This window comes from Furfurilactobacillus sp. W61-4 (genome assembly GCF_057545565.1).
This window is the reverse complement of sequence record NZ_BAAJNZ010000002.1, coordinates 93,697-105,078: the sequence shown is the minus strand read 5'-3', so window position 1 is coordinate 105,078 and position 11,382 is coordinate 93,697. Positions and strand designations below refer to the sequence as shown.

The following is an 11,382-nucleotide window of genomic DNA, read 5'->3' as shown; positions in this document are numbered from 1 at the left end:
AGGTTTTTAATGGTTCAGGCGCAGAATACTGTCCCTAGGTTTCTTTTGAAGTTTACGGTACTTTTGTTGCTTTCTTTCAGCTTTTATGTTTCACCAATAATTTCTTTTTTAGGCAGTGTCTTAGTTTTGGCCTTCAATAAGGAATCCATCCTGGTCTCATTTATTGGAGGCTTTTCATTAGCGTACCCTGCACTTTTTTTCCAACCTTTAATTACTGATGATGCTACTCGAATCTTTTTTGTTGTGAAGGGTATGCAAAATGTTCCACTAAGTGGTCTGACATATTGGTTGAGAATGTGGGCTCCAGATTATTTGAACTATCCCTTGTTTACTGGCCTAATGTACGTTGTTGCTCGTTGGTTACAAGTTGAAGCGCTCCCCTTTATAGTTGCCGGTGTGACATTTACTGCAGTTTTTTATACTGTTTGGAAATTTTCTAGGATATTTGAAGTTACAAGATTGGCAAAAATTCTTGTTCTTTTAGCTAGTGTAACTTGGCTGAGTTATTTAGAATTAATCAGTGGTATGCGATTTTCACTTGCCTGTGCTTTAGCTCTCTTTTGCATTGTTGATGCTTGTTTTTCAGATATTAAGACAGCTTCAACGAGATATTCACATTTATTTTGGTTGATAATTCCAATTTTAATTCATCCAGGTGTGATGATTCTCGTAATTCCTGTCATAGTCTATATCATCCTAAATCAGGAAAATTTTTTCAGCAAATGGGTTTTACTGATTGGAACCTCTGCATCCGGTTTGGTATTGATTTTTTTGAATGTCTTTCAAAGTAATAATAGCTATCTCAGAATGATTTCTAATCGACTTAACGGATATCAATCAACGACTTTTGACTACTACTTGTCTCCCCAACGACTTGTTCACTTTTTTTTAGCGATCACACTTGGGTTGGTTGCAATTGCAATGAATTCGATGCTGTTAAAACAGCAGAAAATGAATCCACTGTTTAGAAAAAAAGTAGAGTCTTTAAAAAGGCTCTCTACTATTTTTGAGATTTACTTTCTTATCTCATTGATTTCTATTTCATTTGGCATGAGGTTAGCTGTTTTAGTTCCAATATTGTTCATTTTGTTGATTGCCGTCACGACTTCTAAATTTACTAGTGATCCATTTTCACATGCTCCGCTATTAATATTGACATTTGTATTAATTTTGAATTTGTTTTACAACATTAGCGCACTTCATGCTAATTTTTATGGAATAACATGGTTTTGGCTGTAAATTGTGGAAGTAGATATCGAGGTTGAATAATGTCAAACACCAAAAGAGCTTTTAGAAATGTCTTATATTCTACAGGCGGATATGCAATTCAACTGATCTTATCTTTAGTTGTTAGAATTTTTTTTGTTAGATTTCTCGGTAGAGAATATTTAGGATTAAATAGTGTATATGCCAGCTTACTTTCTGTCATTTCAATAGCGGATTTAGGCTTAGACACAGTTTTCGTGTTTCTGTTTTATCAGCCTTTCCATGAAAAGAACTTTCCTGTTGTTAAGGGAATACTGAAACTCTATAAAAAGGTATACAGGCTTATTGCATTTTTGGTGTGTTTAATTGGAGTTGTAGTCGTTCCATTCATTCCAAACATCATCGGAACGAGGGTTAACCTTTCTGGTGTTTATACAATTTACTTTCTCTATGTATTAAATGCTGTCGTTGGTTATTTAAATACATATAATAGATCCTTATTAATAGCTGATCAGCAGAGTTATGTGGTCAGTGGTGTTACCTCCGCTTTTATAATCGTGGTTGATCTAATTCAAGTTATTCAACTACTAGTATTTCCTAATCCTGTTGTTTATATGATTATTCAGGTTTTAGGGACAGTGATGACCAATGTTGTTATCACAGAATTTGTTAAACGACATTATGCTGAGGTTTTGAACAGCGTTGAAGCGAGCGTGACGACTAACCAAATGAGCACTCTTTGGCGAAATGGGGTTGGTGGAGTTTCAAACAAAGTTGGCAGCGTGGTCGTGATTAGTTCTGACAACATACTTTTGTCAATGTTTACTAACCTAGTCGTTGTTGGAATGTATTCAAACTATACTGTCCTAACGGCGGCTATCAGTCAAATTATGCAAACAATTTCTAAAGCCATTACTCCGAGTATCGGTCAGATGGGGGTTGAAAGTACAGAAGTTGAAAACAGAAGAATATTTATGGAAATTAGCTTCAGCGTATATAGTTTATCAACTTTTATTTTCTTTTTCTTTTTTGGCCTGGTGACTCCTTTTGTTAGAATTTGGTTAGGAGAAAAGAATGTTTTTCCACTTTTTCTAACGTGGCTAATATCATTTAATCTTTGGCTGACGCTCATAAGAACGCCCTCTTGGATGTTTGCCGATTCGTTTGGTTTACAATGGGCGCAAAAATGGAAAGCTCCATTTGAAGCAATTATAAACTTGTTTTTATCATTATGTTTTTTAAAATTATTCCATCTTGGAATAGAAGGAATAATTCTAGGGACTATTTTGTCGACTATTGTCGTTGTTATTTGGTACGAACCGTTGTCCGTATTTCGTCATATTATACCAAGTTTAAGTCTGTCAACGTATGGCAAATTTGGCATTCCTTTCTTGATTCTTGTGATTGAGTTTAGCTTGGTTTACTGGTTTGAGACAATTATATTTAAAACAACATTATTTGGACAAATAATGTTGTTTTTAATTAGTATTTTCGTTGCTACTTTGACTTACTGCTTATTCTTTTTTAAGAATCCGTTATTTTTACAGCTGTATAAGAGAATATGTCAGTTGGTTCACAGAAATTAATTTCCAGTTCATCATGAACAAAGTTGAGAGTGAAACTGAAACGTGCTTCTTTGTAATTTTGAAAGCACATTGGTAGAGTGTGAAGAATGCGGTCGTTTGAACGTTAACAGCATATAAATGATCGTCTATGGTTATGTTTTCTTAGCTATTATGCTTAAATCATCATAAATTGGTGGTGATCAATGTCCTTATTCTTAATAGAAGTTTTTGAATGACTAATTGACTTTTGGAAGCCTACTAGAAGGAGATCCACGCGATGATGGTGGATTGATTTGCGTACAGGCATTACTGAATTTAACTACTGTAGTGAAAGATGTTTTTAATCTTGTTTTCCTTTAGGCGGCCTTTATCTTTTTCCATGGTTGGCCCGATTGATTTAAAAGGTGTTGTGTTTTTATAAAACACCGAAATAGTGTTTTATTTCTTTTTAGTTAATCGGCATTATTAGATTTAATGAGTATTTGACGAATGTTTAGAATAGTGAAGATAGAGTACTATATTTAAAGGAGTTATGGTGAAAATTTTAGTTACTGGTGGCGCCGGGTTCATCGGCTCAAACTTTGTGCGGTATGTTCATGATCATCATCCAGAAGCAGAGATTACGGTTCTGGACAAGTTAACCTATGCTGGCAATAAGGAGAATATTGCTGATTTACTAGGTGATCGTGTTGAACTGGTGGTTGGCGATATTTGTGATCCAATTATCGTGGATAAGTTAGTTAAAGAGGCAGACGCTGTCGTGCATTATGCGGCGGAGAGTCACAATGATAATTCGCTTAAAGATCCATCACCGTTTATTCAAACCAATATTATTGGAACCTACACATTGATTGAGGCGGCGCGGAGATATAATAAACGTTTCCACCATATCTCAACGGATGAAGTGTACGGTGATTTGCCGCTTCGTGAAGATTTGCCGGGCCATGGCGAAGGAGTCGGTGAGAAATTTACACCCACGTCTCGCTACAAACCCTCAAGTCCATATTCTTCCTCAAAAGCTAGCAGTGATCTGCTAGTTCGAGCATGGGTGCGTTCATTTGGATTACAAGCAACAATTTCGAACTGTTCCAATAACTACGGCCCTTATCAATTTATTGAAAAATTCATTCCTCGCCAAATCACTAATATTCTCAGTGGCGAACGGCCGAAGCTATACGGAAGTGGTAAGAACGGCCGTGATTGGATTCATACAAATGACCATTCTGCTGCAGTGTGGTTGATTTTGACCAAGGGTAAAATTGGTGGAACTTATCTGATTGGTGCAGATGGTGAACAAGACAATAAGACGGTCCTTGAGATGATCCTCGAATTGATGGGACAGCCAAGTGACGCTTATGACCAGGTCAAAGATCGTCCTGGACATGATTTACGTTACGCCATTGATTCAACTAAGTTACGAGAAGAACTTGGTTGGCAACCGCAGTTCACCGATTTTCGTGCTGGTTTGAAGAATACCATCGATTGGTATTCTGACCATCAAGATTGGTGGCAAAAGGATAAAGTCGCTGTTGAAGCGAAGTACGCGGAAAATGGTCAGTAACGAGGAGAAACTTTAAGATGAAAGTTTTAATTGTTGGCGCCAATGGGCAACTTGGCCAAGAATTACAACAGCTGTTAAAACAGCGTGGTCAAACGTTTACAGCGTTAGATTCCAAGGCTTTAGATATCACTGACCGACAGCAAGTTTTTGCCACAGTGACTAAGCTACAGCCGGATGTGATCTACGACGCGGCTGCTTATACCAAAGTGGATTTGGCTGAGGATGAAGGTCAAGCTGTGAACTGGGATGTCAATGCCATGGGAACCGCTAACTTGGCTGATGCAGCAGCTAGTGTACAAGCTAAGTTAGTTTACATTTCGACGGATTACGTATTTGACGGAACCAGTGAGGCTGAGTATTTAGAGACGTCGGCGGTAAACCCGCGCAATGCGTATGGTCGCGCTAAATTAGCTGGTGAATGGGCGGTTCAAAAGAGTGGCGTTGATGCCTATATCATCCGCACCAGTTGGGTCTTTGGCGAGTTTGGTAACAACTTTGTCTATACGATGCAGCGACTTGCACAAACGCATCCCAAGCTAACGGTCGTTAATGATCAGATCGGTCGACCAACCTGGACGCGGACGTTGGCCGAGTTCATGACTTACTTAGTTGATCAACAGGTTAACTTAGGTTTATACCAACTGAGCAATGAGGGGACTGCAACGTGGTATGACTTTGCAAAAGAAATTCTGCAAGATACTGACGTGGACGTCCAACCAGTCACTTCCGATGAATTCCCGCAAAAAGCTTATCGGCCGCGACATTCGGTGATGAGCTTGCAGAAGAGTGAAGCAACCGGATTTAAGATTATTAGTTGGCAGGAAGCTTTACAGCAGTTTTTGAATCGCGATTAACAATCTAAAATGGCGTCAATCACCACGAGATGTGTGGATTGACGCCATTTTCTGATTTTTTATCCCTTTACAATTTCACAAAACTCAACGATCTCTCCATTAGGCCCTTCGATATTGAAGTATTTAATCCCATGCTCCCAAAAGGGCAAACTTTGGACGTGTTGATCAATCAACTTGAATCCGGCAGCTTTGACCTCGGTGAATGTCTTATCCGCATCAGTGGTGTTTAATGAGATGTGGTTGATGGCGCCAGGCCGCATCGGGGTTTCAGCCAGCGTCCAAGTTTCGATGGTGAGGTGATTGAGCCGCATGAAAGCGACTTGGCCCTCACCATTTTTGAATTGGCCGACTTTGGTGAAACCTAAGCTGTTCCAAAAGGCGATTGATTGAGCTAAATCTGTGGTGGGGATACCGATGTGTTGAACATCGTCAACATAAGCTGTGAGACTCATAAATGTGACTTCCTTTCAGCGTTAAAATGAATTAAATTGTGGCGTGACTGGGGTCTGAAACACCAATGTCAACGGCTTGGTGCGTCAAACGAGGAAAGATTAGGCGGTCAGCGATGCCAGTCAAACCGCCTTGAAATAAGAAGGCAAATAAGGTGCCGATGCCAAAATTGGTAAATTGACGGGTGATCGCAAAGGCGAGCATCGCCATCAAGGTCGGAGGAATGTAAGACATCCACATAGCGACAGTGGCATTACCGTGGCAGTACTTAAACCGTAAAATCTGCATCAAGTCATCGGCTGGATGGAGGACTAGATTAACGCGTTGATAAATCGAAATCGCCATGGCAATGAGTACCACACCAAGGAAGTTTAGGATGATGTATAAACCGACCATTAGTGAACCATGAGCCATCGGCAGGCCCGCAAATAATTGTGGGTCATTGCCACTGAAGAAATCGGCAAAGACTTGAATCAGTGCCGAGAACGGCACCATAAAGATCAAATTACCCACTGCCCGGCGCCATTCCCAGTGACCAACTAAAATGGCATTGAGCACGGTAATGAGCATGCCGAAGATGAGAAAGGCCCAGAACAGATTCCAGTGAATCGCGTGGCCTAAGTTAGCTTCGGCGGCGGTCCAGTAAGCAGAACCTAAAAAGGAGGGGTGAATTTTAGCGGTTGTGACCAAAGTGAGCACATTTCCGGCTGAATTAATCACTAGTGATAGGATAAAGAAGCCAATCGCTTTGGGCATTGAAATCGTCCGGGGTGAGCTTGATGACATGAGCATTTCCTCCTTCATCATCGTTAGGCTTGGTATTCACGCAGCGCTAAGGCAAAGTTGCCCAACGTGGCTGACCCGTTGTGTTTGATGGCAGGCATGGTCAGATAATCATGGAGGTCGCCAACGGCAACGTAATCATTTAATAGGTCAGTGAATTGCGTACGGACTTTGTCGAGGAAGGGTTCACTGACGACGCCACCACCGAAGACGATCTTACCGGGACGCAGCGTCAATGTCGTTTGAATGGCCGCTTGGGCGACATAGTAAGCCATGATGTCCCACACTGGATCGGTCAAGGGCACATCTTGACCTTTGCGACCGGTGCGTGCTTCAAACGTTGGCCCAGCGACGAGGCCTTCCAGACAGTCGCCGTGAAATGGACAGATGCCGGCAAAATCCAGATCATCCGGATGTCGTTTAAGCAAGACGTGGCCCATTTCAGGGTGCCCGAGTTCGCCAACAAAGTCGCCATTAATGATGGCACCAGCGCCAACACCTGTACCAATGGTGTAATAGACCAGCGAGTTAATACGTTCATTAGTGAGGGTGGTCATCACATATTCGCCATAAGCGGAACCATTTACATCGGTTGTCCAATAAATGGGGAGATCGAAAGCTTGTTTCAAGGCGCCAACAAAGTCAGTATCTGCCCAGCCGGGTTTGGGCGTATTGGTGATATAGCCAAATTTTGGATCGTGTCGTCGTAATTCAATTGGACCAAACGAGGCAATCGTCAGCGCCTGAATGTCGAATGATTTAAAGTAGTCGATGCAGTGTTGCAAGGTTTCTGTTGGAGTAGTGGTGGGGAAACTAACTTGATCTTGTGTCCGATAATTTTCATCACCGATTGCACAAACAAATTTCGTACCGCCGGCCTCAATACTGCCTAATAACATAATGTGTTCCTTTCATGATCTGAAATTAACGTTGAGTAAACGCTTACATGAGTTCATCTTAACTGGCAGGATGGCTTGCAACAATCCAATTTTGCGTAAAAGTCAGTTTTTCCTGTTTAGTGGAAAAGGGACTTAAATCCCAGTCTCATCGGCTTGAATGGCAGCTTAAACTTTTTCTTGAAAATAGCCATCCGCACAAAATCCAGAGGACAATCGATTGTCTTTGAAAACAGCCGATATTTGTGAAAACCAGGTCTTAGTTTCATGACGACCGAAAAAAGGCTCTAGAAAGCGGTGATCAAAACCGCTTTCTTGAGCCCTATTTGGCCATTACATTAGAAATTTTGATGATAAGTTACCGGAAAGCGTGTCAGCGTGATTGGCGCGTCAGGGTGCGCGATGCGCTGCATCAGTGTGGTGACTGCCGCGTGTCCCATCTGATAAGTGGCTTGTTGGGCCGCCACTAAGGGAACTTGTAAAAAATCAAACCATGGCAAGTAATCAAAAGTCGCTAATTTTAAAGCAATTGGCTCAGTTGTAGCGCGCAAGGTCGTTAAGACTTGCGCCAAAATAACGGTGTCCGTCACCAGTAGGCTATCGATACGCGCTTGTTGCTGCAATTCATGGACCGCGTGGGCAGTGCTAGCTGGGGTATAGTCCGTATACCGAACTAAGTTACGCGTTGCTGGCAACTGGTTAGCCAATAATGCTTGTTGGTAACCGGTTAAACGTTCGTTAGCGGAAAACGTCACGTGGCCACCAAGGAAACCAATCTTGTGAGCACCGCTGTCCAGCAAACGTTGTGTCAACCCGGCCGTCGCGGTTGGATTATCCGTTAAAATCGCATCATAGTGATTGATGCTGGCAGCGTTGGGGATGCGATCAACAAAAACTGTTGGCGTTGTTTCCGTGAGGACCTCGTAATTGTCAATGCCGCCAGTGCTAGCGACGATTAACCCGTCAACCATTTGTCCGGTTAACGCCTTTAGCACGTTAGTTTCCTTGCTGGCTTGTTCATCCGTATTAAATAGGATTAAATGATCACCAACTTGGCCCAATTCATCACTAATGCCTCGCAACAACTCGGTGAAATACGGATTCAAGATGTTGCTGACGACCACGCCGATTGCGGCTGTGCGCTGATTACGCATACTTTGGGCCAGCGTATTGGGGTGGAAATTTAGTTCGCTGGCGAGCTGCTGCACGCGCCGACGAGTCGCTAACTTGACGCGTGGACTATCGCGCAGTGCGCGTGAAATAGTCGATGATGCCAGGCCAGTTCGTTTCGCAAGATCAGCGATGGTGACTCGTTGCGTCATAACAGGAACTCCTTTTGGATGAACGATAAACCGGCTTAAATCGCGATGCCAGCGCAATGATCCACTTCGTGTTGAATAATTTGAGCGGCTAAGTCAGTGAACGTCTGGGTGTGCGCTGTAAAGTGAGTGTCTAAGTAGTCAACTGTAATCGTTTGATAGCGGTTGGTTTGCCGCTGGCCCGGCCAAGACAAACAGCCCTCGGTCGTGGTGTAAGCACCTGCCTGGGCGGTGATGACTGGATTAATCAGTGGCAGTACTAATGGTCCTAGGTAGATGGCGATGATCCGTCGATTGACGCCAATCATATTGGCCGCCATACCGACTGCTTCATTTTGGTGAGCGCGCAGAGTGTCGACTAGATCGGTGACGGCTTGGTGGTCAGCAAGCGTGGCTACTGCTGCAGTTTGAGATAAGGTTAATGGATTTTTATTGATTGGTTGAATCATGGTGTCCTCGTTGAATAAGGGAATGTGGTAATTGAAAAATGTGGCGCACAGTCGGCAGTAATGTTAGTGAGTAGCAACCAAGCACCACGCCTAGGGTATTGTTTAGCAGGTCATCAAGCGCCACGGAGCGACCAAGATTGACCAGCTGATCGAGGATAAATTGACCAGCCTCATTAGTTAGCCCTAGAGCTAACCCAATGGCAAGAACCTGCTGCAAGCGAAGACGCCGAGCGCCAAAGAGCTGCAGATACACACCGGCAGGAAACGTCATCAGGACATTAAAGATTTGTTGACTGTCAATCGTTTGATAGGGCCGAGTGATTACAATTGCCTGACCAATCATGTGGTAGGCATAATGAAAGTGGCTAAAGGATAACGGAAATAGCGCTGGCATAAAGACTAAGGTTAATCCACACCAAGCATAGATATTAGCTGAGATGAGGGTGATTTTTTGCCAGCCGTTTGCTTTTGATAGTTTTTGTAAGTATGGCATGAACCAAATTTGAAAGCTGGTGAGGATTAAGATTAGCGGGATAAATTTAATTATTAGTGACATGGGCAATCACGCGTGGGACATCATCGTCACGTGTTTAAACGTGGCAAAGTACTCGAAAATCTGGTCGATGGAGCCGGCGTTGACCATCAGTTTTAAATCGCTAACGGGTAAGAACTGCGCTTCGGCCGCATCGACAAACCATTGCCATAGTGAATCATAGAAGTGATCGATGTTAAACAGCGCAATGGGCTTGGTATGAATATCAATTTTACTCCACGACAACATGGTGCCTAGCTCTTCAAAGGTGCCAAAGCCACCTGGTAAGACGATAAACGCGTCAGAGAGTTCTAGCATTTTTTCTTTGCGCTCATCCATGGTGCCCACTTCGACCAAGTCGGTGAGGTTATTACTTTCGGTGCTGATTTTTTTAAGAAAACGTGGCATGATCCCAGTTACCCGCCCGCCGGCATCGATGGTTGCGTTGGCAACCGTGCCCATTAACCCATCAGATGATCCGCCATAGACTAGGCGAATATGATGGTCCGCTAAATAACCACCCAGCAACGCTGCTTGCACGGCGTATTCTGGGTGGTTGCCAGGTAGTGAACCACAGAAGACGCAGAGTGAATTGATTTTTGTCATGGGTCGACACCTCCGTTAAAAACTTCTGTGGATTAGTATACCATGGTGATTTGTACAGATGAGATAACAAAGTAAACAGGATAATGAATTTTAACGAAACACATGTGGTATGAGACCAATTTTTTCATTATAAATAGGCGCCCAGACTGCTCACTATAGGAGCAAGCCTGGGCGCCTATTTGATACCGTTCTTAGATTTTGTAGTCGTTATCGTCCATCGCTTCAACGTTTCCGAGTCGGTAACCGTTACCGACTTGACTGAAGAAGTCATGGTTGGAGGTGGAAGTGGAGATCCCATTCATGACGACGGGATTGACATCCTCGGCGCCTTCAGGGAAGAGTGGCTCCTGGCCTAAATTCATCAACGCTTTATTGGCGTTGTAACGGATGAACTTTAAGACGTCATCGGCCCAGCCAACTCGATCGTAAACTAGGTGGGTGTACTTTTCTTCGTTGTCATAAAGATAGTACAAAAAGTCGTACATCCAATCCTTGAGTTCTTGCTGTTGGTTGTCAGTTAGGTCTTTCATGGCTAACTGGAATTTATAGCCGATGTAAGTACCATGCACGGATTCATCCCGCAAAATCAATTTAATGATTTCCGCCACATTGTTTAGCTTGTTGTGGCCGAGGTAGTACAACGGTGTGTAAAAGCCGGAATAGAATAAGAATGTTTCCAAGAAGACACTGGAAATCTTTTTCTTCAGCGGATTTTCGTCATCGTGATACAACGTGTAGATCCGTTTGGCCTTGTTTTGCAACAGGTCTTCCGAATCACTCCAATCGAAAATCTCATCAATTTCATCAGGCGTGTTCAGTGTTTCGAAGATCGTGGAATAACTCTTAGCATGGACGGATTCCATGAATTGAATGTTGTTTAAGACCGCCGTTTCGTGAGGCGTTCGCACGTCACGACGCAAGGCAGCCATCCCATCTTGAGACTGCAAGGTATCTAACAAGGTTAAGCCACCAAAGACGTGCCCGACGACCCATTTATGATCGTCATCTAAGGTGCGCCAGTCGTCCATATCATTAGAAACAGGGATCCGTGTGTCTAACCAAAATTGTTCAGTTAACTTCTCCCAGGTTGCTTTGTCAATTTCATCTGAGACTTGATTCCAGTTAATGGCCTTGTAATAACCGTTTTCCATAAAAACTCTC

12 protein-coding genes are annotated in these 11,382 nt (G+C 43.0%); 4 read left to right on the top strand and 8 right to left on the bottom strand.

From position 1 onward, the window contains the following. Positions 1–9: 9 nt before the first annotated feature. The 4 genes from AC27FN_RS03810 to rfbD all read left to right on the top strand — a co-directional run bounded on the left by AC27FN_RS03810 (position 10) and on the right by rfbD (position 5,186). Positions 10–1,239 carry a hypothetical protein gene (locus AC27FN_RS03810; protein ID WP_487166682.1) on the top strand — a complete coding sequence of 410 codons (1,230 nt, stop codon included), beginning with the start codon at positions 10–12 and terminating at the stop codon, positions 1,237–1,239. Between the two features lie 29 nt (positions 1,240–1,268). Beyond that, positions 1,269–2,792 (top strand): lipopolysaccharide biosynthesis protein, encoded by a 1,524-nt coding sequence (locus tag AC27FN_RS03805; RefSeq protein ID WP_487166681.1) that lies wholly within the window; start codon positions 1,269–1,271, stop codon positions 2,790–2,792. A gap of 511 nt (positions 2,793–3,303) precedes the next feature. Beyond that, positions 3,304–4,332 carry a dTDP-glucose 4,6-dehydratase gene (rfbB, locus tag AC27FN_RS03800; protein WP_487166680.1) on the top strand — a complete coding sequence of 343 codons (1,029 nt, stop codon included), beginning with the start codon at positions 3,304–3,306 and terminating at the stop codon, positions 4,330–4,332. 17 nt (positions 4,333–4,349) lie between these two features. After that, on the top strand, positions 4,350–5,186 hold the full coding sequence (gene rfbD, locus AC27FN_RS03795; protein WP_487166679.1) for a dTDP-4-dehydrorhamnose reductase: 837 nt from the start codon (positions 4,350–4,352) through the stop codon (positions 5,184–5,186). 59 nt (positions 5,187–5,245) lie between these two features. Here the strand turns inward: rfbD and AC27FN_RS03790 are convergent, their stop codons facing one another. The 8 genes from AC27FN_RS03790 to nrdF form a co-directional block, all read right to left on the bottom strand. Continuing rightward, on the bottom strand, positions 5,246–5,638 hold the full coding sequence (locus AC27FN_RS03790) for a VOC family protein (protein ID WP_487166678.1): 393 nt from the start codon (positions 5,636–5,638) through the stop codon (positions 5,246–5,248). Positions 5,639–5,669: 31 nt separating this feature from the next. Then, the gene (locus AC27FN_RS03785; protein ID WP_487166677.1) at positions 5,670–6,422 is read right to left on the bottom strand and encodes a DUF6198 family protein; all 753 of its coding nucleotides are present in this window, start codon (positions 6,420–6,422) and stop codon (positions 5,670–5,672) included. Between the two features lie 23 nt (positions 6,423–6,445). After that, a complete protein-coding gene (scrK, locus tag AC27FN_RS03780) occupies positions 6,446–7,318 on the bottom strand; it encodes a fructokinase ScrK (protein WP_487166676.1) in 873 nt (290 codons plus the stop codon). A gap of 335 nt (positions 7,319–7,653) precedes the next feature. Next, entirely contained in the window at positions 7,654–8,637 is a 984-nt protein-coding gene (locus AC27FN_RS03775) for a LacI family DNA-binding transcriptional regulator (protein ID WP_487166675.1), read from the bottom strand. 35 nt (positions 8,638–8,672) lie between these two features. Beyond that, positions 8,673–9,083 carry a peptide deformylase gene (locus AC27FN_RS03770; protein ID WP_487166674.1) on the bottom strand — a complete coding sequence of 137 codons (411 nt, stop codon included), beginning with the start codon at positions 9,081–9,083 and terminating at the stop codon, positions 8,673–8,675. After that, positions 9,064–9,639, bottom strand: coding sequence for a VanZ family protein (locus AC27FN_RS03765; RefSeq protein WP_487166673.1), 576 nt, complete (start codon positions 9,637–9,639; stop codon positions 9,064–9,066). The genes AC27FN_RS03770 and AC27FN_RS03765 overlap by 20 nt, the downstream gene beginning before the upstream one ends. Before the next feature lie 6 nt (positions 9,640–9,645). Continuing rightward, positions 9,646–10,221, bottom strand: coding sequence for an LOG family protein (locus tag AC27FN_RS03760; protein WP_487166672.1), 576 nt, complete (start codon positions 10,219–10,221; stop codon positions 9,646–9,648). A gap of 191 nt (positions 10,222–10,412) precedes the next feature. Then, the gene (nrdF, locus tag AC27FN_RS03755) at positions 10,413–11,372 is read right to left on the bottom strand and encodes a class 1b ribonucleoside-diphosphate reductase subunit beta (RefSeq protein WP_487166671.1); all 960 of its coding nucleotides are present in this window, start codon (positions 11,370–11,372) and stop codon (positions 10,413–10,415) included. Between the last annotated feature and the right edge of the window lie 10 nt (positions 11,373–11,382).